The sequence below is a fragment of the Leyella stercorea genome, assembly GCF_019052365.1.
GTDB lineage: Bacteria > Bacteroidota > Bacteroidia > Bacteroidales > Bacteroidaceae > Prevotella.
On the sequence record NZ_JAHQUY010000049.1, the window covers coordinates 1 to 24310 of the forward strand.

Annotated in this window: 17 protein-coding genes; 7 read left to right on the forward strand and 10 right to left on the reverse strand. The window is 53.6% G+C overall.

Going from position 1 to position 24310, the window contains the following annotated elements:
• Positions 1–539: 539 nt before the first annotated feature.
• Together KTQ90_RS09245 and KTQ90_RS09250 are read right to left on the reverse strand one after the other, a co-directional pair.
• Positions 540–1991, reverse strand: a complete 1452-nt coding sequence (locus KTQ90_RS09245) for a PA14 domain-containing metallophosphoesterase (protein ID WP_217318177.1) — start codon at positions 1989–1991, stop codon at positions 540–542.
• Positions 1992–2069: 78 nt separating this feature from the next.
• Positions 2070–4361 (reverse strand): glycoside hydrolase family 20 protein, encoded by a 2292-nt coding sequence (locus tag KTQ90_RS09250; RefSeq protein ID WP_217318178.1) that lies wholly within the window; start codon positions 4359–4361, stop codon positions 2070–2072.
• Positions 4362–4615: 254 nt separating this feature from the next.
• On the opposite strand from KTQ90_RS09250, the gene KTQ90_RS09255 reads away from it, so the two are divergent.
• The 4 genes from KTQ90_RS09255 to KTQ90_RS09270 all read left to right on the forward strand — a co-directional run bounded on the left by KTQ90_RS09255 (position 4616) and on the right by KTQ90_RS09270 (position 9656).
• Positions 4616–5761 (forward strand): alkaline phosphatase, encoded by a 1146-nt coding sequence (locus KTQ90_RS09255; RefSeq protein WP_217318179.1) that lies wholly within the window; start codon positions 4616–4618, stop codon positions 5759–5761.
• Between the two features lie 12 nt (positions 5762–5773).
• The gene (locus KTQ90_RS09260) at positions 5774–7381 is read left to right on the forward strand and encodes an MGH1-like glycoside hydrolase domain-containing protein (RefSeq protein ID WP_217318180.1); all 1608 of its coding nucleotides are present in this window, start codon (positions 5774–5776) and stop codon (positions 7379–7381) included.
• A 49-nt stretch (positions 7382–7430) separates the two neighbouring features.
• On the forward strand, positions 7431–8423 hold the full coding sequence (locus KTQ90_RS09265) for a metallophosphoesterase family protein (protein ID WP_217318181.1): 993 nt from the start codon (positions 7431–7433) through the stop codon (positions 8421–8423).
• Positions 8424–8519: 96 nt separating this feature from the next.
• Positions 8520–9656, forward strand: coding sequence for a glycosyltransferase family protein (locus KTQ90_RS09270; protein ID WP_217318182.1), 1137 nt, complete (start codon positions 8520–8522; stop codon positions 9654–9656).
• 143 nt (positions 9657–9799) lie between these two features.
• Here the strand turns inward: KTQ90_RS09270 and KTQ90_RS09275 are convergent, their stop codons facing one another.
• The 4 genes from KTQ90_RS09275 to porZ are packed head-to-tail and all read right to left on the reverse strand — an operon-like array spanning position 9800 to position 14639.
• Positions 9800–10885 (reverse strand): glycosyltransferase family 4 protein, encoded by a 1086-nt coding sequence (locus KTQ90_RS09275; protein WP_217318183.1) that lies wholly within the window; start codon positions 10883–10885, stop codon positions 9800–9802.
• A 4-nt stretch (positions 10886–10889) separates the two neighbouring features.
• The gene (locus KTQ90_RS09280; RefSeq protein WP_217318184.1) at positions 10890–11798 is read right to left on the reverse strand and encodes a glycosyltransferase family 2 protein; all 909 of its coding nucleotides are present in this window, start codon (positions 11796–11798) and stop codon (positions 10890–10892) included.
• A gap of 36 nt (positions 11799–11834) precedes the next feature.
• Positions 11835–12545, reverse strand: coding sequence for a glycosyltransferase family 2 protein (locus KTQ90_RS09285; RefSeq protein WP_217318190.1), 711 nt, complete (start codon positions 12543–12545; stop codon positions 11835–11837).
• A gap of 12 nt (positions 12546–12557) precedes the next feature.
• Positions 12558–14639, reverse strand: coding sequence for a type IX secretion system anionic LPS delivery protein PorZ (gene porZ / locus KTQ90_RS09290; RefSeq protein ID WP_217318185.1), 2082 nt, complete (start codon positions 14637–14639; stop codon positions 12558–12560).
• Positions 14640–14809: 170 nt separating this feature from the next.
• Here porZ and KTQ90_RS09295 point away from each other — a divergent pair, with 170 nt between their 5' ends.
• The 3 genes from KTQ90_RS09295 to KTQ90_RS09305 all read left to right on the forward strand — a co-directional run bounded on the left by KTQ90_RS09295 (position 14810) and on the right by KTQ90_RS09305 (position 20539).
• The gene (locus KTQ90_RS09295) at positions 14810–17098 is read left to right on the forward strand and encodes a GH92 family glycosyl hydrolase (protein ID WP_217318186.1); all 2289 of its coding nucleotides are present in this window, start codon (positions 14810–14812) and stop codon (positions 17096–17098) included.
• Between the two features lie 298 nt (positions 17099–17396).
• On the forward strand, positions 17397–18728 hold the full coding sequence (locus KTQ90_RS09300; protein ID WP_254359617.1) for a hypothetical protein: 1332 nt from the start codon (positions 17397–17399) through the stop codon (positions 18726–18728).
• A 521-nt stretch (positions 18729–19249) separates the two neighbouring features.
• Positions 19250–20539 (forward strand): ATP-binding protein, encoded by a 1290-nt coding sequence (locus tag KTQ90_RS09305; protein ID WP_217318187.1) that lies wholly within the window; start codon positions 19250–19252, stop codon positions 20537–20539.
• A gap of 100 nt (positions 20540–20639) precedes the next feature.
• Here the strand turns inward: KTQ90_RS09305 and KTQ90_RS09310 are convergent, their stop codons facing one another.
• The 4 genes from KTQ90_RS09310 to KTQ90_RS09325 all read right to left on the reverse strand — a co-directional run bounded on the left by KTQ90_RS09310 (position 20640) and on the right by KTQ90_RS09325 (position 24186).
• Entirely contained in the window at positions 20640–21638 is a 999-nt protein-coding gene (locus tag KTQ90_RS09310) for an endonuclease (protein ID WP_217318188.1), read from the reverse strand.
• Positions 21639–21999: 361 nt separating this feature from the next.
• Positions 22000–22710: a UMP kinase gene (gene pyrH / locus KTQ90_RS09315; RefSeq protein WP_118354805.1), complete on the reverse strand. Its 711-nt coding sequence runs from the start codon at positions 22708–22710 to the stop codon at positions 22000–22002.
• 350 nt (positions 22711–23060) lie between these two features.
• Complete coding sequence (locus KTQ90_RS09320) at positions 23061–23792, reverse strand: biotin--[acetyl-CoA-carboxylase] ligase (RefSeq protein WP_217318189.1); 732 nt, start codon at positions 23790–23792, stop codon at positions 23061–23063.
• A gap of 16 nt (positions 23793–23808) precedes the next feature.
• Positions 23809–24186: a YraN family protein gene (locus tag KTQ90_RS09325; RefSeq protein ID WP_022158006.1), complete on the reverse strand. Its 378-nt coding sequence runs from the start codon at positions 24184–24186 to the stop codon at positions 23809–23811.
• Between the last annotated feature and the right edge of the window lie 124 nt (positions 24187–24310).

Sequence of the window (24310 nt, forward strand, 5' to 3'; positions counted from 1 at the left end):
TGAGAAGTGTCAGCCCTAATTTATTTTGTATGAAAAGTTTTAGCGGACAGCAATATTATTAAACAACAAAACTCCGCACAGCAGAATGTTTCGCAGTGCGGAGTTTTTTTTCTTTTATTGCTGTCAGGTAAAACTAAAAATGTGGTCGTAAACGGGCTGAAAGCCCAACAACCACATAGCCCAGGGCAACGCCCTGGGTATTGAGTGTATATATTGATTAGTGCACCCTGTAAGGGCAACAGCTTAATAATTAGGCTTTTGCCCTTACAGGGCGAATGGAGATGTGTGGTATAATGTTTACCCAGGGCGTTGCCCTGGGCTATGTGATTATTGGGCTTTCAGCCCGTCTTTGCCGCTTGCCAGAGCAAGAAAGTCCAACAATCACATTATTAAACTATAGAACTTAAAGCGTTAAAATACAGTTTAAGTTGGTTGATGCTTATGACATGTATTATTCTCGTGGCGTGGTAATGATATTCCCGCATATCTGTAACATTGTTACCGATATGCGGAAATGATGTTTTACCTACGTGGTAATCTTACTTGGTGTAAAGCATGTCGTCTGGAAGTATGCGACTACTGTTGTATCTGTCCGTGATCTTTATCTTAAGGCTCTGTCCCATGTAGTCCTCGAAGTAAATGATGCGCATCTCGTGGAAGCCGGCTTCCAGCGCCACCTTACCAGCTACGAATTCCTGACTGTGCGAACCGTCGTTGTCGATAATCTCCTTGCCGTCGATGAACAGGCGCGAGCCGTCGTCGGAAGCAATGTCGAAGTAGTAGACGCCCTTCTCGGGTATCTTTATGAACGAACGGAAGTCGTAGCCGAAGTGGTCCTCGCTTCGAGCCTCGGTGATGATGAAGTTGCTGAGCACGCCATCCTTCACCTTCTTACCATTGTTGAAGATGTCGGCAGTCTTCTTGAACTTGCCCTCATAGTAAGTATAGTTCACGCCGTGCTTCTTCGGTTTCACGTTCAGAGCCGGCAGATACGGACCCTCCTCGTCAATCGACGTGATGCCCGACGGATAGTAGTAGGCGAAGTCTCTGCCCTGCGGTGTAGTCACCCACGAGTCGAAGCGTCTTTCGCCCTCATACATCTCGATAACGCGTCCGCCGCGCACCAGTCCGCCGTAAGCGTCCGTACCAGTCACACGTCCGTAGGCAAGACAGATGCCTTTCTCCTGACCTATGAACTCGTTGTCGTGGTCGTGACCCACGAACACGCCCATCACGTCCTTACATTCGGCGAACGAAGCGAACATTCCGCTGTTGATGTCAGCAGCGCATACCTCGCCCTCGTCGCATCTGCCCCAAGTGCCAGGGCGGTTCATAAGGTTGCGATATTCGGGCAGAGCGATGTGGAAGAACGCCAACGCCGGCAGAGGAGTGCCGCCGTTCAGTTCTGTGTAGTGCTTGCTCTGGTCGCGGTACCACGCAATCTGTTCGAAGTGAATCCAGTCGTAGTGACCCAGCTCGTCGGTTTCGGGATAATCGTTAGAGTCGATGCAGTAGAGCAGCGACTGCACCTTGTCCTTCTCCTTCGACCCGTACACCGGAATGACATACTGGCCATGCCCCGGAATGCCCTGCGGTCCGTGCGAGCCTACGAAGTAAGGCGACTTCAGCAGCTCGTCGAATATCTCCTGCTTGCTCATATACTGCGGCTCGGCGTCGTGGTTGCCCAGCGTCACGGCGAACGGCATCTTTGCCTCCTCGAAAATCTTTATTATAGCCTCCCAACCCTTCTTCGCAGGATTCGAAGTAACGATGTCGCCCGTGAGAATAGCTATGTCGGGCTTCTCCTGACTCAGTACGGAGAGGATGGTGTTGCGTGTGGTGTCGCATCCGGCAGATGTCGGGTCCCAATGGATGTCGGTGAACTGCACAATCTTGAACTTGCCGTCGTTATTGAAACGGAACTTGTGTTGTGCAAATGCGGTTCCTGCTGCCAGCAAGAAGAGCAAAGTAACTAATAGGTTTTTGTTCATTTGTTATAGTTGTTTATAGTTGTTCTTATTGGTTTGTCCGTTCATTGCATTTTGTTTTGAAACGTGTGGTTGCCGTGCTTAGTAAATCTCAATCTCGTCCAATGCCAGTTCGCTCGGTTCGCCGGCGTTGTAATGACCCTCATGACACTTTCCGCCACCCAGAATCACGAGCCTTACAAACCTTGCGCCGCTTTCCTCGAACTTCACCTCGACGGGGAAGCGTGTAGCCTCGGTAAGCGAGAAGTCGTATTCGGGTTTCTTACAAGCAACCGTTCTGTATTCGTTGCCGTCGTCAGAAACCATCACCCTCACTTCGCGCACGGGCCATACGGCGTTCCAAGTGCGCCACAGCGTACCGAGTTTCACTCTGCTGATTGTCGTCGCCTCGTGCAGACTGATGTCTATCCGCAGCGTGTCTTTGTTGAAGCCCGTCCAGTAGCGCGTGTCCTTCGAGAATCCGCGCAGTCCGTCGGTGAGCGCATATCCTTCGTGCATATTCTCCCAAGCAGCCTTCGGCGAGCACGTATATTCGCAGCCCGTAGCCTTATTCACGGCGAAGCGTTTATGCGTTATGCCGCCCATCCGCTTGCCGTCTACATACACTGCCGCCCACAACTCCGTCTCCTTGTCGAGAGCTATCGGCGCAGAGTAGGTCTTGAAGCGGTTCTCGTCGGCGCAGTCGAGCGCATAGCGTATCTCGGCGTCGGGGCAGAGCGTCTTGAGCTTCACCTCATATACGTTCTGCGCATTGTTCCATGCGCCGCCGAACTCAGCCTCATAGAAGTTGCGGCAGGCATGCACGCCCTTCTTGTCGAGCCATGCAAACTGCGTCTTTAGCCGTTTGTGGAAATTGTTGACGTCCTTCTTCTCAGCGTCGGTCCATTGCACCTCAGCCATAGCCATCAGTCGCGGATAAGCCATATACTCCAGATAATCAGCCGTCTGCACATACTCGCCCCAAAGATTAGCCTGCGTACCGATTATGTACTTCTGCTCCTCCGGCGTAAGACTCTCGGGCAACGGATTGTACGCATACACGCTGTCCAAAGGCAGATAGCTGCCGATGGCAAGCGGAGCATGCTCAGGGTCCTCCTGATAGTGGTCGATATAGCAGTAGTCGCCCGGCGTCATTATCACCTTGTGCTTCATCTTCGCAGCCTCAATGCCGCCCACTTCGCCTCTCCACGACATCACGGTGGCGTTAGGCGCCAGTCCGCCCTCCAGAATCTCGTCCCAGCCGATGATGTTCTTTCCCTTGCTGTTCACGAACCGCTCAATGCGATGGATGAACCAGCTCTGCAGCTCGTGTTCGTCCTTCAGATTCAGCTTCTTTATCAGCGCCTGGCAGCGCGGACAAACCTTCCACGCCTTCTTCGGACACTCGTCGCCGCCGATGTGTATATACTCGCTCGGGAACAGATCCATCACCTCCGTCAGCACGTTCTGCAAGAACTCGAACGTCTGCTCCTGCGGACAGTACACCTCGTCGAAGATGTCCATATAGTCGCGCACCACATACTGCTTGCCCAGTCCGCACGAATACTGCGGATAAGCCGCCAGCGCCGCCGACGAATGTCCCGGCATTTCTATCTCTGGTATAATCGTGATGAATCGGTCGGCAGCATACGCCACCATCTCCTTAATGTCCTGCTGCGTGTAGAAACCCTCCTGCGGTTTTCCGTCGAATCGGCGCGGATAGTAGTAGTCGGAGTGACCAATCATAGTCTGACTGCGCTTCGATCCCACCTCCGTAAGTCGCGGATAGCGCTTTATCTCGATGCGCCAGCCCTGGTCGTCGGTGAGATGAATGTGCAGTCGGTTCATCTTGAACGCCGCCATAAGGTCGATGAAGCGCAGCACGGTCTGCTTCGACTGGAAGTTGCGAGCCACGTCAATCATCGCACCGCGATACTGAAAGCGCGGCGCATCCTTTATCTCTACGCACTGAACCGCAGCCTCTGCGTCAGCCTCCGCCGGCACCAGCTGCATGAACGACTGCACGCCGTAGAAGAAACCTGCCCCTTGAGCGTTCGACTTTATAACGGCACGCTTCGGCGTCACCGTCAGTTCGTAGGCTTCGTCCTGCAGAGTGTTGTCCACCACCAGCAGCAGTTGCGCTTTCTTCGCCGTTGTCGACCTTGTGTGTATGTTGTTGTCGTTCAGTCTGCCTTCAAGGTAGCCAACTATTGCCTTCCGCTTGTTGAGGTCTTTCGGTATGCTTACCTTCACTTCGCTGCCGAGTCTGAGCACTCTGCCAGCAGTCACCTCCAGCTTGTTAGGCATGGGTATGATGTCTGCCGACCCTTGCTCTTGGGCGTTGCATGGTAACAATGACAAAGCCGTAAAGATCAGAAGCAATGTTTTTCTCATAAATGATTATTCTTTTTTGATTTGTCCGATTAATTCATAACGCACGCTAAGGTGCGGTTTCTATGCAAATGTAAAGAAAAAAACGCAATTATACCCCTCAATGTATAGAAAACTTTCCGGTTCACAAAAATTATTCTTACCTTTGTCTACACCTAAGCAGTCGACTGAAAACGACCTCCGCAGGTTGTTCTTCAGCCGTTGCCGACCATGAAAGAAAGACAAACAACAAAATAACAAACAATCTATAGAACATTATGAAAATAAACAGACTATTTGCTATTGTGTCTCTTGCCGTATGCGCAGTCACAGCCAGCGCACAGTACAACATGCCCACACAAACCTTCACATACGACAAGCCATACGCCGTTGAGAAGATAAAGGCGCCGAAAGGCAAGAAGGTGAAGAACGTGATATTGATGATTGGCGACGGCATGAGCCTCATGCACGTCTATACGGCGTGGACAGCCAACCGCGGAAAACTGTGGCTCGAAAACGCTACAGCCACCGGATTGTCGAAGACTTGGGCAACCAACAAGCTCGTAACCGACTCCGGTTCGGGCGGAACATCGCTCGCTACGGGCGTAAAGACCTGCTACCATGCCGTAGGCGTCGACCCCGAAGGCAAGCCGCTGACGTCGCTCGTAGACGTGGCGAAGAAGCTTGGCAAGGATGCGGGCATCGCCGTCACATGCCGTCTGTGGGACGCTACGCCATGCGATTTCTGCTGCCATAACATCGACCGCGACAAGGAAGAAGAACTCGTCGGCGACTATCCTACGAGTGGTGTCAACTTCGTGTTCGGCGGTGGTGCGGAGAAGTTCACTAACCGCAAGGACGGACGCGACATCTTCAACGAACTGCGTGTGAAGGGCTATCATGTTTCGCGTTCGCTCGACGACTTCTTCGCATACGACACCAACAGCAACATCTTTGCCGTGCCTTACGACAAGGACACTCCGCTGCCCGACGAGCGCGGCGACCTGCTTGCGCGTGCTTCGATGAAGGGCATCGAACTGATGAACCGCAACAAGAAGGGCTTCTTCATGATGATCGAAGGCTCGCAGCTCGACGACTACGGACACTTCAACCAGCTCGATATGCTCATGAAGGAGACGCTCGACTTCGACCAGACCATTGGTAAGGTGATGAAGTGGGCGGCAGAAGACGGCGAGACACTCGTCGTGGTAACAGCCGACCACGAGACTGGCGGACTCACGCTCGTCAACGGCGACAAGAACGAAGGACGTGTAGAGTGCTGCTTCTCTACACGCGACCACTCTGGCGCTATGGTTCCGGTCTACGCCTTCGGTCCGGGCGCAGAACACTTCACCGGAATCTACGAGAACACCGACGTGTTCAAGCGCATCAAGCAGTTGCTCACATACGGAGTAATCAAGTAATATACAAATAAGATGAAGAAAACGATATTAACCCTTACAGCCTCGCTCTTTGCGGTGCTTGCGCCAGCGCAGAACCTCATATCTTCTGGTTCGCCGCTCTACAAGCTGCCTTACAAGAACACCTACGTCATGCAGACACTCGTGGCGGAGAACACGTTCCGCACGGCTAAGGTTGAGAAACCGAAGCCCGGCACCTTCGAGCAGGCACGCAAAGTGCTGCCCTCGCCCTATTGGGAGGGACACCAGAAGGAGATAGAGATGTACTGGAAGGCGTGGCAGATAGGTCTGAAGAACGTCTGCCAGCCGCTCGACGACTCGGGCTTCGTCACCTCATACATCTCGCCCGCCTACAATGGTAACATCTTCATGTGGGACGATGCGTTCATCACGATGTTCTGCCGCTACGGCGACCGCTTCTTCCCGTTCCAGAAGACGCTCGACAACTTCTACGCTAAGCAGCATCCCGACGGATTCATCTGTCGCGAGATACGCGCCGACGGCTCCGACTGCTTCGGTCGCTACGACCCTACATCTACTGGTCCGAACCTGCTGCCGTGGTCGGAGTGGCTCTACTACACGCAGTTCGGCGACGACAATCGTCTGAACAAGGTGTTCCCCGTGCTTGCCGCCTACTACAAGTGGCTGAAGCTCAACCGCACCTGGCGCAACGGTACATACTGGAGCAGCGGATGGGGCACAGGCATGGACAATATGCCGCGCGTGCCCGAAGGCTACAACACTATCTATAGCAACGGTCACATGATATGGCTCGACGCCTGCCTGCAGCAGATAATGGTGGCGAACATTCTGCTGAAGATGGGCTTCTACCTTGAGCGCTGGCAGGAGATAGAGGAGTTCGAGGACGACATAAAGAATCTCTCGGCGTACATCAACAAGAACATGTGGAGCGAACGCGACGGATTCCTCTACGACCAGTATGCCAACGACTCGCTCTCTACGACGCAGGGCATCTATGCTTACTGGGCTTTGCATACCGATGTGCTGCCCAAGCAGCGCCTCGACCGTCTCGTGGAGCACCTCGACGACACCTGCAAGTTCAACCGCCCGCACCGTGTGGCATCGCTTGCTGCCGACAACCCGAAGTATAAGGCTAACGGACGCTATTGGGAAGGCGGCGTATGGCCCGGAACCAACTATATGGTTGTTTCGGGACTCGTGGAGAAAGGCTATCGCCGACTGGCTCACGACATCGTGATGAACCATTACAACAACGTGCTGAAGGTGTATAAGAAGACGGGCACGTTCTGGGAGTATTACGCTCCGGAGGATGCTGCGCCGGGCTTCATGGCTCGCAAGGACTTTGTGGGTTGGACCGGTCTGCCGCCAATCGCCGACCTTATCGAGTATATCTTCGGCATACGTGCCGACATACAGGACTCGCACGTGACGCTCGACGTGCAGCTGCTCGACGCTTACGGCATCGACCGCTATCCGCTCGGTGCCGACGGCAATATCTCGTTCAAGGTGGCTAAGCGCAGTTCTGTTAACGAGAAACCGAAAGTTACTATCAATACGAATATCCCATTCAAGCTGACGCTCATCTGGGGCGACGGCGAGAGTGTGGAGAAGGAAATCAAGGTTGGGCAGAACGCAATTTAGTTGCGTTCTGCTGTTGAGGTGTTGAGATGTTGACATATGTAATGTTGATGTGTTCATCTCACCACCTCACCATCCCATCACCACCACAACATATCTCAACATCTCACCATCTCACCATAACAACATCTTATCACCACCTCAACATCTCACTATGCTTACAAAAATGATATTCGCCACTCTGCTGCTTTTCGCGCTCTCAGCCCTCAACGGCTACGCGTCGGAGAAGAAGCGTGAGGCAAACTGCACCGTCGTCATAGCAGCCGACCTGCATTTCGATATGCCGCCAGAGACCGACCAGTTTCACCATGTGCTCGCCATAAATGCGCTCGGCGACCATCGTCGCATCGACGGCGTGATACTCGCCGGCGACCTTTTCGACAAGTCAGACCCGAAGATACTCGACCTCTACCGGCAGCGTTGGGAGCGAGGACCCGGCTACCGGCAGATTCACTACGACACTTATCCCACTTTCGGCAACCACGACATATCGCCCGAGAGTGGCAGACCAGATCAGAACCGCATAGGTATGGAGTTTAATCTCCACTACCTCGACTCTACGCTGCTCGACATGAAGCAGGCTGGACGCATCTTGAACATACACCGCTCGTCGCGTTCCTACTCGTTCGACATCGGCGGCGTTCACTTCGTGTGCGGACAACTCGCTGCCGGCGACACCACCTACTGCGAGAGCAACATGCAGTGGATTGCCGACGACCTGAAGAAGTACGCTTCCGACGGCAAGCCGGTGGTCTACGTGCAGCACTACGGCTTCGACGCGTGGGCGTTGGAGTGGTGGACGGAGGAGCAGCGCACGCAGCTGTTCGACATTCTTGAGCACTATAACCTCGCTGCGTTCTTCGTCGGTCATACCCACGCCAAATCCGTGCAGCACTATCGTGGCTACGACATCCACCAGGTGAATAACGCCTGGCGCGACGAGGACGGCAACGCTTCGTTCGACGTGCTGCAGATAAAGGGCAAGCGTGTCACGGTAGAGACTTACGAGGTGCTCGACGGTAACGGCAACTTCAAGCGGTTGTGAGATATTGAGGTGTTGAGATGTTGAGGTGTTGACATTACCCCACATATCTCACCACATCACCATCTCACCACATCACCATCATAAAAAAGACGATTTATGAAGATACTGTTGATAGGCGAGGCGAGCTTTCTTCACAATACTTTGAAGAAAGGACTCGTCGAGCGTGGACACCGCGTGCTGACCATGTCCGACGGCAATGGCTGGCACGATGCTCCGCGCGACATCGACCTGCGCCGCGACGGGCGTTGGGGCAAGCTCGGCGGCTTGCGAGTGGTATGGCAGTTGCTGCGCCATCTGCCGCAACTGTGCGGCAACGACGTGGTGCAGATACACAACTATCAGTTTGTGCCGCTCATGTATCGCTGGAACACGCTGCTGCTGCGCTTCCTCAAGCTCACCAACCGCCGCGTTGTGAAAGGCTGTTTTGGCGACGACCCGCAGATATTCCGTCGTCAGGCGCAGGGCGTACCTGCCTATTCCGACACCTATTGGAGCGGGCAATTGCAGAACGCCGACCAGCATCGCGACCGCATCGCCGAAGTCGTTGAGCACGGTGCTGAGGCTTCGTGGCGTAAGACGACCAGCATGGCTGACGCCATCGTGGCTTGTCTCTACGAGTATTGGCTCGATTACAACGAACCGCCCTACGCTGCCAAACTCCATTACATCCCGCTGCCCATGGAGTGTGAAGAGATGGTGAGATGGTGTGATGGTGAGATGGTGAAATGTGTGGGTAATGACGCACCCTCTCACCCCCTCACTATCCTCATCGGTCTTCAGCCCAAGCGCGACTTCATGAAGGGCGCAATGAAGATAGCAGCCTTCGTTGAGGAGGTGGCGCGTAGACATCCCGGCAAGGTGCAGATTAAGTACGTAGAAGGAGTGCCTTACGACGAGTACATGCACCTGCTTGCTGAGGCTGACGTGCTTGTCGACCAGCTATACAGCTACACGCCGTCGATGAATTCGCTTGCGGCAATGGCTCGCGGAACGGTTGTCATCGGTGGAGGCGAAGAAGAATACTATGAGTTTATAGGCGAGGATACGTTGCGCCCGATTATCAACGTGCGCCCCGATGTGCCCGACGAGGAGAACATCACGGCGATTGAGCGTGCCCTCTTCACCGACGGAATGCTCGAAAGAATGGCGCAAGAGAGCATACAGTTTGTTCATAAGTATCACGATTATCGCCTTGTAGCGAAGCAATATGAACAGTTATATTATAGTCTTTAGCATGCTAAATTATAGTCTTTAGCATCGTGTGGCGTTCGCAATCCGATTGGATTCCGTACGCCGCCCGATCAGATTGCGTCCGCCGCCCGATCAGATTGCGTCCGCCATCCAATCGGATCGCGTTCGCTGCACGGTCACCGAACCTATTGTTTTAGGGTGTTGATAAGCTCAACCCACTTTCCAAAAACATTATCCTTGAAGTACTGTCTGCCCACTTCGAGCGCATTCTCTCCGTACTTCTTGCGCATATCCTCCGAACTCATCATTTTGCAAAGTGCCTCGCTGAACGCCTTGCAGTCGTCCTGCTCCACGATGATGCCGTTGACACCGTTCTGCACAATGTCAGCCGCACCGAACTTGAAGTTGAACACTACAGAAGGCAGACCGCACGCCTGCGCCTCGATGAGTGTCATCGGCTGACCCTCATAGCGCGACGACATGATGTGCAGACTGTATTCGGGGTAGACATCCATTATGTTGTTGGAGCGTCCGCAGAGTGTGATATAGTCGTTCAGACACAGCTGGTCTATTTGTTCTTGCAGCTTGTCGTGGAGCGACCCCACACCGTATATGTCCAGGTGCCAGTCGGGATGCTGTTCAGCCACTCGTTTCCAGCAGTCGATGAGCATATCGAACCCCTTTTGATCCTCCAGTCTGCCCACAGCTATCGCCTTCTTCCGACCGTAGTCTGCCACGCTGCGTTTCGGTTGCTCAATGAAGTTGGGTATCAGCCGCACGTTCCTGCCGTCTCCGAAAGCGTGCATGTCGCCCCTCGTGAGGCAGATAACGGCGTCGGCGCTACGCTTTGTGAGCCAGAACAACTGTTGGTACGGATTGAACGGACGCGCAAGATGCGACTCGTACACACGCTTTGCCTTCGTGCGACAGAACGGAAGAAGCAGCGCGCCGAGCGTTGTGGTGAAGAAGATGACGTCGGGGTCGAGCTGCTTCACCGCCTTGTTGAGTCGGCTTGCAGCACGTGCGAGCGTCGCCACCCTACTTTCGAGTGTCGCAATGCGTCTGTGGCTTTTCGTGGCGAACGGCACGTCGAGTCTCACGAACCCTATGCTCTTGTCGAGACTATACAGCATGGGTCGTTCGTCCTTGTACACAGATACTATCGTCACATCGTGCCCGTACTTTGTCGAAAGTTCGTTAGCCTTCAGCGAGACAATGCGTTCTACGCCGCCGTTCTCGGCAAAATCCTCAACAATATATACTATCTTCATAATCTTATCGGCTTAATGTTTTGAATAAACGGCACGTCATTCGCAGACCGATTGTGTCTACGAGCAGCGCCTTCAGCGAGTCTTTCCACGTAGCGTAACCCGAAAGGGCTATGCGCTGAGGCTTCAGAAGTATGGTCTCTGTGCGGCGGAAGGAGTAGAGTTGCGCCGTAAGCATGTTCATATACAGGCGGTGCCAGCGTCGTTGACGGGTGTCTATGCCCAGTTCGTCAACCAGAGTGAGCTGTGCTTCGAGCAGCGAAGTCAGTCCGTTAGTCTTGTCCTTCGCCGCTATGCCCTCCGCATTATAATGGTAGATGTAGCGTCCGTGGTTGACGGTAGCTATGCACGGGTGCTGCTTTATCAGTTCGATGTGCGTCAGCATATCCTCAAACTTCTTTCCTATCGGAAACCTCACGTTGTCGAACAGCTCGCGCTTGAATATCTTGTTGCACACCCAGCAATGCTCCGTACCCATGTAGGCGAGCCAGTCGAGCGCATCGTCGAAGACATGTTCGCCAGGCTGGAACAGCGTCTCGTCGGGCAGCCCAGGCTTCTGCAGCATTGTGAATTCGATGATGTCGTATTCGGCATGTTTGGCGAGCGCATCGAGCAGCGGCGCATACGTATCAGCCGCCACCTCGTCGTCGCTGTCCACGAACGTTACGTATCTGCCCACGGCATGTTGCAGTCCGAAGTTGCGAGCATCGGAGAGTCCGCCGTTAGGTTTGTGGAAGCACCTGATGCAAGCGTGCTTAGCGGCATACTCGTCCGCTATCAGCCAGCTCTCGTCGGTCGAACCGTCGTCGACGAGTAGCAGTTCGCAGTCGCTGATGCGCTGCGCAAGCACGCTGTCTACGCATCGGCGAAGCGAGTCAGCCACATTATATATAGGTATTATTATGCTCAGAGTCATAGATTACGTTTTTTTCTATCGCGTATTGAGATAAGGTTATCTTATTCCGGTTTTCAGTTTGACGATATTCTTAAGCGTGTGCCAGCGGAACGAAAGTTTCTGCCAAAGCGAGTAGGTGCTTCCCTTGCCGTTGCACGAAGCAGTCGCATCGTGTCGGCGGAACAACAGCAGTCGGTCGTCGATGAAGTGCAGCCTGCCACAGAAAGCCGCCACGTTGCCGATCCAGATGTCGTGCATCGGGATGTCGGTAGGGAAGGGCAGCGCCTTGCTCAGCACCTCACGCTTGAACGCCATGCAACAGCCCGTATAGCCATTGCGCCAGAGAAGATTAGAGAGACGTCCGCGTCTTACGTGCATCAGCTGGTAAAGCGACTCGCTTGTTGTGTTCAGAAGGCTGTCTGTAACCCTCGCGTCGCTCACTACGCAGTCGCACATCTGTAGTTCCTCCACGCATCTCGTCACCTTGCCCTCAAGCCATACGTCGTCCTGGTCGGCAAGAAAAATGTATTCGCCTTTGGCATTGCGCAGCGCCCACTCGAAGTTGAGCGTAGGCGAGTGGCGCCGCGGTCCGTCAACGATGCGTATTCGGCGGTCGTTGAAGCTGCGCACAATGTCTAAGGTTCCGTCCGTAGACCCGTCGTCGCTCACCACCACTTCGTCCTCGGCAGAGAGTTGCTTGAGTATCGACGCCAACTGCTCGCCAATGTACCTTGCGCCGTTGTATGTAGCGATGCAAACAGAAATCATATCCACCTGGAGTTAGTTGATAACAGCTATCTTGCAGACCGTTCCCTTGCCGCCGTCTTCGGTGGCTGCCTCTACCATGTATATGCCGCTCGCCACGCGCTTGCCCTTAAGGTCGCATCCGTTCCAGCGGTACGAACCGCCCGTACTTCTGCCCTGGTTTACGAGAGTGCCGTTCGAGGTCACAATCTTCACGTCGGCGTTATAGCTCAGACCCACCACGGTGATGTATCCCGTGTAGTCGGGCGTCACGGGGTTAGGGTATGCATACACGTTGTCCTTCGTCATCTTCTCGCTCGGTGTTGTTGCGTCGCTCTGATACGAGCACAGACCCTTCTCCGTTGCGAAATAAACCATGTTCGAGTTAGGGTCTGCCAGCACGTAGTAGACCGTGTTCGAAGGTAGCGGCGAGTTGTCGGTAGTAAAGTGCTCGATCTGCGTGTTGCAGTCGTCGCTGATGAGGAACACACCGCTCGAAGTGGCTATCCACTTGCGGTTGCCGCCGTCGACGGCGATGCAGCGTGTCTCTACGTTAGAGAGCAGATAGTCGGCGAGGTTCGTTCCGTCGTTGCGCGGCACTTTGTGCTGCGTAACCAGTCCGCCGCCGTTAGCTACGTCGTTCGGCGTCATATACAGCGGACCCGCCGATGTCGACAGCCAAATATTTTTGTTCTTGTCCTCCGTTACATGAAACAGATAGTATGGCTTCAGCGTAGTGTAGTCCTCGTTTGTGAATGTTGGTCCACCTGCGTCGTACAGCTTGTTGTTCTTGTAGTCGTAGGCAAAGAGTTTCGTCTCCTCCCAGTAGCTGTTCACGAACCACAAGTAGCCGTATGTCGGACTCAGGAACAGCTCCTTCACATCCCAAGCGTTGTCCTTCGTCAATCCGATGTTGTTCATCACGCTCCACTCGCCGTCCTTGCCGAGCATTTTCAGCGGATTTGTGGTCTGGCTGTTCAGCACCCACAGATTGCCCGTAGGGTCGTACTTCACGCCGGTTGCCATGACATAGTTCTTGCTCTTGTCGGCTGTAGCCGACTCAAGCGGGCTGTTGTTACTATTGTAGCACTTCACGAACTTGCCGTCCTGAAACTCGTACAGACCGCTCTTTGCGCCCACCATCACGTGACCCTCCTTCAGCGGGTCGAAGTCCATGCACAGATAGTCTTCGTTATTATGACCAAGCTGTTCGGCTGTAGGCTGTTCGAAGTGGCTCCATGTAGTGCCGTCCCAAACATGCACCTCGCCAGGCTGTTTGCCATCCGTCTCCTGACTCCACATTCCGCCCACAGCGTATATCTTTCCGTTGTGAGCATAGAGGCGGTAGAAGTTGTTCGACACAGGACCTTCGGGCTGTACGCCCTCCGTCATGTATGTGCGTTTGCCGTCAGCGTCAAGAGCGTAGAAAGTCAGTTTGCCGTCGGCGGTCTTTGTCCACCAGAGTTTGGTCTGTGCGTCCTGCACGTTGGTGCGGTCTTCGCGCAGCGTGGTGAATCCGTCCTCGCGCACCCAGTTGCTCTTGTCGAGCAGATTGTCGGTGAGCTTGCAGCGCAGGCGTCCGCGTTCCTTCGACTCGGCGTAGAGGTATCCGTTCTTCACGTACGTATAGCTCACGTTGGTGCCCAGGTCGTAAGTGTCCATGATGGCACCGTCGCGCGTGTTCAGCTTCAGCACGCCGAACGCCGTGGAGAGGTAAGCGTACGGTCCGTCGAAGTCGATATGGTTGATAGTCTTGTCGAGCGTCGTCGTCTTCAGGTAGAAGTCGGGCGCGTTTATCACGTCGCCGTTGGCAGACAGCAAGTCGATGTTCGAGTTTGTGTACACCACGACCAGTCGTTTCGAAGCCTTAGCCCAAGCTATGTGGCTCACTCCCACGTCCGACATCACGCCAGCCTTGTCGTAGGTCTGCACGAGTCCGTCGGTAGTGTCGTAAGAGTACACCGAGTTTGAAGCCAGCACGAAGCAGACGTTGCCTGCCGGCTCTATCTCCGTGATGTTGCTGTAACTCTGATAGACAGTCCATCTGTCCTTTGCGCTGTCTGCCCACGCCGTGAGCGTAGCCATGAGGAATATTGCGAGCGAAATTATTGCTTTCATGTGTTTATTGTTTATAATAAACAACGTATGTGCGCGTTATTTATTGTGTATTTCGTCTGAAATCGCTAACTTTGCAATGAAGAAGCGTGCCTTCTTCGCACCAAGTGCGTTTCCGTCGTTTGCGGAAAGACTCTTATAAGCATTATCTACAATAACTAAAACAAACAAATATGAACAAGAGAAAACTATTCACAGCCGTGCTCGCACTCGCTTCCGTTTGTGCAGGCACTGCCAAGACCTACGAGCCGGTCGACTACGTCAGCACGCTTGTCGGATCGGAGTCGAAGCACTCGCTTTCTACGGGTAATACCTATCCTGCCGTTGCAATGCCGTGGGGTATGAACTTCTGGACACCGCAGACCGGAAAGATGGGCGACGGCTGGACATACACCTATTCTGCCGACAAGCTGCGCGGTTTCAAGCAGACCCACCAGCCGAGTCCGTGGATTAACGACTATGGTCAGTTTGCTGTTATGCCTGAGGTAGGCGCACCCGTGTTCGACGAGGAGAAGCGCGCGTCGTGGTTCTCGCACAAGGCTGAGGTGGCCACACCTTACTACTATCGTGCCTACCTTGCCGACTACGATATCGTCACCGAGATTGCGCCCACGGAGCGTGCTGCCATCATGCGCGTTACGTATCCCGAAGCGGAGCAGGCGAGCTTCGTCGTTGACGCTTACGACGATGGCTCATACGTTAAGGTGCTGCCCGAGCAGAACATGGTTGTGGGCTATACGACAAAGAACAACGGTGGCGTGCCCGAGAACTTCAAGAACTACTTCGTGATGAAGTTCGACCGTCCGTTCGCATATACATCCGTTGTCGTTAACGGCGAGATAAAGAGTGGCGAACTGGTGAGCCAGTGCAACCACGCCGGTGCCATCGTAGGCTTCAAGACAAAGCGCGGCGAGCAGCTCAACGTGCGCATCGCCTCGTCGTTCATCTCTGAGGAGCAGGCTGTAGAGAACCTCAAGGAGTTGGGCAACGACGATTTTGACGCTGTGAAGGCGCGCGGACGCAAGACATGGAACGACGTGCTGGGCAAGATAGAGGTGAAGTCGCACGACATCGACCACCTCCGCACGTTCTATTCGTGCCTCTACCGCTCGGTGCTCTTCCCGCGCTCGTTCTACGAGAAGAACGCGCAGGGCGAAATCGTACACTATTCGCCGTACAACGGCGAGGTGCTGCCCGGCTATATGTTCACCGACACCGGCTTCTGGGACACCTTCCGCTGTCTCTTCCCGCTGCTCAATGTGATGTATCCGTCGATGAACGAGAAGATGCAGGCTGGCTTGGTGAACGCATACAAGGAGAGCGGCTTCCTGCCCGAGTGGGCTTCGCCGGGTCATCGCGACTGCATGGTGGGCAACAATTCGGCGTCTATCGTGGCTGACGCTTACCTCTGCGGACTGAAGAACTATGACGCTGAGAAGCTCTGGGAGGCTGTAGTGCATGGCACAAAGGCTGTTCACCCGACTGTTTCGTCTACCGGACGTCTCGGCTACGAATACTACAACAAGCTGGGCTACGTGCCTTACGACGTGAAGATAAACGAGAACGTGGCTCGCACACTCGAGTACGCTTACAACGACTGGTGTATATATCAGTTCGGCAAGCAGCTTGGCAAGTCGAAGAAGGAGCTTGAGCCGTTCCGCAAGCGCGCGTTCAACTACCGCAATGTGTTCGACAAGGAGACCAACCTCATGCGTGGTCGTCTGAAGAACGGCGAGTTCCAGAAGCCGTTCTCTCCGCTGAAGTGGGGCGACGCCTTCACCGAGGGCAACGCTTGGCACTACACATGGTCGGTGTTCCACGACCCGCAGGGACTCATCGACCTCATGGGTGGCAAGCAGGTGTTCAACCAGATGCTCGACTCGGTGTTCAACGTGCCGCCATTGTTCGACGACAGCTACTACGGCGCCGTTATCCACGAGATTCGCGAGATGCAGATTATGAACATGGGCAACTACGCTCACGGCAACCAGCCCGTACAGCACATGATTTACCTCTACGGCTACTCGGGCGAGCCTTGGAAGACGCAGTACTGGATTCGTCAGACTATGGACCGCATGTACAACGCTAACCCCGACGGCTACTGCGGCGACGAGGACAACGGACAGACTTCTGCATGGTATGTGTTCTCGGCAATGGGCTTCTACCCGGTATGCCCAGGCTCGGGCGAGTATGTGCTCGGCGCACCGCGCTTCGACGAGATGACGCTCCACCTCGAGAACGGCAAGAGCGTGAGCATCAAGGCACGCAACAACGAGGACGAGAACTGCTACGTGAAGACACTGCAGCTCAACGGCGCTCCGTATACGAAGAACTATGTTACGCGCACCGACCTTATGAACGGCGCTCAGTTCGTTTACGACATGGCGTCGGAGCCTAACAAGCAGCGCGGCACAGCTGAGAGCGACGCTCCGTACTCGTTCTCGAAGACACAGAAGAAATAATTAAAGGTCATCTGGAATTTGGAGTTATAATAATATAACGTAACATGTTTATATAGTAGCGGAGGTCTCCGGCCTCCGCAGCAATCAATGATACAAACTCTATTATTAGTAATAATGATTTGTATTCGACTTGGTGCTGCGGAGGCCGGAGACCTCCGCTACTTATAGGTTCATAACTCTCAATTCTCAACTCCCAACTTGCTTGTTTCGCCATTTTTTAGTAATTTTGCAGTCCGTTTGCCGCAATTCGCGGCTTGCGCTCCCGAAATCAGGTAAAGGATAACATTGTAAAGTATATATGACAAGCAGTAAAAACACTCACGCCTCGTCCGTTTGGACCGAGGTAGAATACTCGGCTCGCTGCACGAACCCGTACATCAGCACGCCGATCTACGTACCCGAAGAAACTTCTTATTTCATCTGCCGCGCTGACGGCACACGCCAGCAGTGCCGCCTCTCGTTTGTGGTGTTCCGCGCCGAAGGAGCCAACGCCGACGACTGGGAAGACGACCCGATGGTGGGCCGTCTCGACATCTGTGTGCTCGGCGAGGGCGACGAGGAGGTAGAGCCGGTAGAGGCTGTGTATCTCGGCATCTCGCCGGACAGATTCCTCTCTGTAGTGCGCGAGGACGACCAGGAGATTGTGTTCGACTTCACATGGCGCCAGGGCACAGTCGAGATAGACCGTGCGCACGAGACCGACGAGGGCTTCGTGGTGCGCAAGGACGACTTCGGCGACGACGGCATCAGCTGCCGACTCACTCCGCGCGAGGGCAACCCGTTCACGCTGCGCCTGCAGATACCGTATGTGGGCTTCTCTCTGCTCGACGCCGACGACAACAAGCTCTCGGGCGACATCGAGATAGCGCACAGCGACATCCACAACTACTCGTATGCTTTCGTGGGCGACCAGGCTAACGACCGCTTCCAGATTGCGCTCGACGAGGGAAAACTCAACTATATGTGCGTGCTCAACGAGGACAACCGGCTCTCGGTGCGCGATATGCGCAACCGCATGGAGCTTGTTAAGGAGATAGACCTGCAGGGTCCGCTCAGCGACCTGCTCATGGGCGCTCACTCGCTGCTCGTGAAGAACAAGATGGCGCGCTGGCGCATCGCTCTCGCCGGCGACGAGGTGGAGGGTGCCGACGCTGTAGAGCTCACGGGAGTGGCTCTCGCGCGCTTCGCCTTCGAGCAGTTCAGCGCTGAGGAGAACGTAGACGAGGACATGCTTGCGCAGCGACTCATGCACATGGAGCAGCACCTCGGTTTCCAGTGGTACTGGCTAGGCGATGCCGACTGGAGTCACGAGAATCTCGACGGACTCATCGACATGGAAGGTCTCGACGCCGACCCCGAGAAGATGATGCGTCAGGCACTGCTCTTCAACCGCTACGAGGCTTTCATGCAGCGCCTCTGCGCCTTCTCCTACATCTCGCAGAAGCCTATCCAGGGCGACCAGCTCCAGGCGCGCAACAACAAGCGCAAGATTGCTCGCTGCGTGCGCCACATACTGGCTCACCGCGCCGGCGAAGCTAACATCTGGGAACTCGATGACGAGGCTCGCCGCGAGATCATCCACTTCCACAGCACATTCCACCGCGAGTTTGTTGCTGCGTTAGAGGCTTAAGAGTGGGTCATCTGGAATTTGGAGTGATAATAATAGTTTATTATTATAACTATATAGTAGCGGAGGTCTCCGGCCTCCGCAACAATCAATTATACAAACTCTATTATTAGTATTAATGATTTGTATTCGACTTGGTACTGCGGAGGCCGGAGACCTCCGCTACTTATAGGTTCGTAAATTGAATCACTCCAAATTCCGGAAGAGCCTTAAGAGCATTAAACAATAGGCTTAAAAGCGTTGAACAATAGTTGTAAGCTGATTACCGCATACAGGTAACATCATTACCGCATACCGGAACTTTCATTACCGCATACATGTAATTGAAGTTCCAGTATGCGGTAATTGTGTTTTTGTCGGGTCTCAACCCGATTCAGCGTGTGGTTTTATAGGCAAGTTCCCCAAGAAAAGTGTGGTGTTCGTGTGAAAGTTCCCCAAGAAAAGTGTGGTGAATGCTTGTAAGTTCGCCTAGAAAAGTGTATCTTTGCATTGTAAGTGTCAGTAAATTAGTAAATTAAGTAATTATGGAGCGTAGCATATATTCAAGTCTTAAAAAATGGAAAGAATCGCCGACCCGTAAACCTTTGATACTACAAGGCGCACGTCAGGTAGGAAAGACCTATATATTGAAAGAATTCGGAGCATGCGAATACTCGGAAGTGGTCTATATCAACTGCGACGACAACAACGATATGCAGAATATGTTCGTCGATTATGATGTAGATCGTATCATACGCAGTCTGAGTGCAATCTCCGGCGTCTCTATAAAGCCTTCAACCACACTTCTTATTCTTGACGAGATACAGGAAGTGGAGCGTGGACTTGCCTCGTTGAAATATTTTTGTGAGAAAGCACCCGAGTATCATGTGGCTGTAGCAGGTTCGCTTCTTGGCATAACCCTGCACGAGGGCACATCGTTCCCCGTTGGCAAGGTGGATATGTTGTATATGTATCCAATGGATTTCGAGGAATTTCTATTGGCTATGGGTAAGGAGCAGCTTGTAGAATTGCTGCGCAGTAACAGTTGGACGGCTCTGACGCCATTGCGAGGTATGCTGACCGAACTGTTGCGTCAGTATTATTTCGTAGGTGGCATGCCGGAGGCTGTGAAGGCATACGTGGAGCGTGGAGATATATGGGAGGTGCGTTCCATCCATTCGAAGATAATAGACGCCTATCGCAACGATATGTCGAAACATGCACCAAAACAACAGGTGCAGCGTATAAACATGGTGTGGAATTCGATACCGTCGCAGTTGGCTCGCGACAACAAGAAGTTTATCTATGGAGCGCTGCGCAAGGGCGCACGTGCCAACGATTTTGAGATAGCAATACAGTGGCTTGTCGATTCGGGTTTGGTGCATAAGGTGCATCGCATAACCAAACCGGTTGTGCCGCTGAAATTCTATGAAGATATGTCTTCTTTCAAACTCTTTCTGCTCGACTGCGGACTGCTCGGTGCTTTGTCTGAGACGCCTCCCGAGCAGATACTCATCGGCGACAATGTGTTTGAAGAGTACAAAGGCGCTTTCACCGAGAACTATGTCCTGCAACAGCTGAAGTCGTTGCCGCGCACCTTTGTCTACTATTACAGCAATGACAATTCGACATTGGAGATTGATTTCGTTGTGCAGCACGATACGCACATAATACCGATAGAGGTGAAGGCGGAGGAGAATCTCAGAGCGAAGTCGTTGCGCCAGTTCGTCATAGACAACCCTGGTCTGCACGGCGTGCGCTTCTCTATGTCCGACTATCGTGAGCAGGATTGGCTGACGAATGTGCCGCTGTGGGCTGTAAAGTGGGCGTTTTAAGGTGTAGGTTATCTGCGAAGGCATACGAAAAAGCGGCTGCAGGAAACGAAACATTTCCAGCAGCCGCTTTTACTTTTTTACTCTTTTACTTTTAAAGGCTCTACTGCACAACGTACTTCTTTCCGTTTACGATGTAAATTCCCTTGTTGAGTCCGTCGAGGGCGCGGTCGGCATCGTTGGTAGTGCGCACGAGTGTGCCGCTGATGGTGTAGATGCGTACCGGGCGCGGAGTGGTGGGTGCGTTGACGGTGATGATCGACGTTGGGTTCTGGTAGTTATCGTAGCTGAACGGCACGTTCTGCATGTCGCCCCAGATGTAACGCTCCAGACCAGGATAGTCGACGAACGGGTTGCGGTTCTTCTGCACGCCGTAGGCAGCCGTGTTGCGGTTCACCTCCTTCTCGCTCACGGGGTCCTGCTCAGCCCACTTCAGCAGCAGGTTGAGCGCCCACTCCTTGTAAGCAGGATAGGAGTTGCCGGCGAGCATCGGGCTCGACCAACTGCTTATCTTGCTCTCGTAGCATGTAGCCATGTAGAGATAGATGCGCGCGAAGTCACCCTTGTAGATGTCGTTCGGCTCGAACACGGTGCCCGTGTAGCCGGGAGTTGTCGACTTACCGAGTTTGCTGAAACCCTTGTTTGACTTGTACTTGTCGCCGTTAGTCTCGCCGAACGGATTGTTGCCACGTCGGTTATTTACGTATCCGTCGCACGGCACTACGTGAACAATGTCGCTGTACATAGGTTGTCCCTCATTGAACCAACTTTTCGGGAAAGAGTGCTCGCGGTTGTACATGTCGCCCTCTTTCTTATAGTTGCCAGTGTTGTCGCTGAAGTTGTAGTTAGTCGTGCAAGAATACATATCCCACACCTTTCCGTCGTCGCGACGGTCGGTCTTCTTGTAAGCCTCCGGTAAGGATTTATATGAAACAACGTCTGGGTTGCCGATAATCTTTGATAATGCAGTCTTGAGAGCCTTTCCCTTCTTGCCGTCGGCAGCGCTGTAGTAGGTGCCGCTGTTGTTGGGGCCTTGCGCGAAGGCGCCGACGAACGAGAAGAGGGCTATTGCGAATAATGATTTGCGTAAAGAAATATTCATCTTTCTGTATTTATACGTTTTCTGGGAGGGTGTGTCAAAAGTCGCAAGCGACACGCCCCGAAGGGGTAGCACCACATAGCCCAAGGCAGCGCCTTGGGTTAAAAGACACACACGAACCATACGCCCTGTAAGGGCAAAAGCCTAATTATTAAGGTGTTGCCCTTGGGAGATAGCTGCGCAAGGCTGGGAGATTGATGGTAGATAAAATACTATCTACCAGCCCGTAACTCGCTATTCAACAATGCATTGTACGCCTGCTGGGAGATATGGTAGATTTTTTACATTAATTGAGTTATGACACAACCTCTACATAGAAAGAAAAACTGGTTGGTGCACTTGAGACAAGTGCACCCCCTGATGATTAGTTGTGTACCAATGTGCCGATTTCCTCGCCCTGCATCACCTTCTTCAGGTTGCCTACGATGTCCATGTTGAACACGTAGATGGGCAGGTTGTTCTCCTTGCACATTGTTGTAGCGGTGAGGTCCATCACCTTCAAGCCGCGTGTGTAGATTTCGTCGTAAGTGATGTCTGTGAACTTCGTAGCGGTCGGGTCCTTTTCGGGGTCGGCTGTGTAGATGCCGTCAACGCGTGTGCCCTTGAGCATCACGTCAGCCTCAATCTCGATGCCACGGAGCGATGAGCCGGTGTCGGTGGTGAAGTAGGGTGAGCCGGTGCCGGCAGAGAAGATGCAGACATATCCTGCCTCCATTGCCTCGATAGCCTTCCACTTAGAGTAGAACTCGCCGATAGGCTCCATGCGTATCGCTGTGAGCACCTTTGTCTTCACGCCCAGTGCGCCGAGCGCCGAGCTGAGTGCGAGCGAGTTGATGACGGTAGCGCACATGCCCATTTGGTCGCCCTTCACGCGGTCGAAGCCTTTCGATGCGCCGCTGAGTCCGCGGAAGATGTTGCCACCGCCGATTACAATACCTATCTGCACGCCCATTTCGTGCACTTCCTTAATCTGCTCTGCGTATTCGCCCAGACGTACCGGGTCGATACCGAAGCTCTGTTTGCCCATGAGGCTCTCGCCGCTGAGCTTGAGGAGAATTCTCTTGAACTTTGCCATGTTGTATGTTTGGTTTGTTTTGTTATTTGTTATTGTTGGGGTGTTCTCTGCTTGGTTGGTGCACCTTAGGGGGTGCAGCTGTCTCAGCTGCACCAACAGAGCTGTTGGCGCTATTCTTTGGTTGGTTGGCGCACCTTAGGGGGTGCAGCTGTCTCAGCTGCACCAACAGAGCTGTTGGTGCTATTCTTTGGTTGGTTGGTGCACCTTAGGGGGTGCAGCTGTCCCAGCTGCACCAACAGAGCTGTTGGTGCTATTCTTTGCTTGGTTGGTGCACTTGAGACAAGTGCACCCCCTTATGTGCACCCCCTTGTGATGCAAATGTACTGCTTTTTTGTGATGTAGCCAAACCATTAGACTATAAACCTCACTTCCTTCATCCAATACGTGCGTTCCAGTCCTTGCGTGTCGGTGAGATGAAGGCGTCCGTTGAGCGCCACGCGGCTGATGCGTGCTTCGAAGCGCTCGTGCGTGGCGCAGTCTTCGTAGGCGTGCATGCCCTCGCGGCGGAACAGAGCGGCGTTGTATTCGGCGCAGATGCCGTCACGGTCGCCCTCCACAGCGCGCCGGTAGTAGAGTTCGAAGCTGCGGAGCACGGCGTCGAGCATTTCCTCGAGCGGCGTCTCCCTACCTATTATATTATATAGCGACACGGGATTGGGCGCATTGCTGCAAAACTCGCGCTGGTTCACGTTCAGTCCGATGCCGTGCACGCAGCGGTCTATGCGTTTTCCCTTCACGGTGGTTTCGATGAGCGTTCCGCTTATCTTGCGGTCGCGCCAGTAGATGTCGTTGGGCCATTTCAGCGTGATGTGGTCGGTGTAGCGGTCGAGCGCAGCCTTCAGCGCCAGCGCCCCAGCCATCGACAGCACGTACTGGTCGGCTATGGCTATGTTTTGCGGACAGGTGAGTATGGAGAACAGCAGGTTCTTGCCGCGCTCGCTCTCCCAAGAATTGCCGGCTTGTCCGCGTCCTGCCGTCTGATATTCCGCCACCGCCACAACCATCTCGCCGTTTGGCGGGGCAGGGTGGGCGAGAAGCACGTCGTTCGTAGACGCCGTCTCAGTGAGTTTTAATATATCCATTTGAAGAGTTTTGAATTCAAAACGCCATGCACGGGTTAAACGCATCGACGATGTGCTCCACCTGCGCCGTCTCTTTCGTTCCACCGATGACCGAAACGACGTCGAAGCGCAGTTCGTCGAGCACGTTCAGCATCTTCACATACGTGTTAGCCGCCATGCCGATGTTGCGAATCTTCCTTCGGTCTACAGCCTCCTCGGGCTTTGTAATGACATCCGTAGCTCGCGTCTTCACCTCCACGAATACGATAGTGCGCAAGTCGGGCGACCGCGCGATGATATCGATGTCGCGGTGTCCGTCGCGCCAGTCACGCTCGATTATCTCGTAGCCCTTCTCGCGCAGATAGTCGGCAGCCAGGTCTTCGCCCCATTTGCCCGTGTTGTTATGCTTTGCCATGCTGTTTCTTTTCTTGGTGTCGTACAAAGGTAGTTTAAAAATATGATTAAGCCGGTAAAATGAATATTTATTTTTATTGCTGTCCGCTAAAACTTTTCATACAAAATAAATTAGGGCTGACACT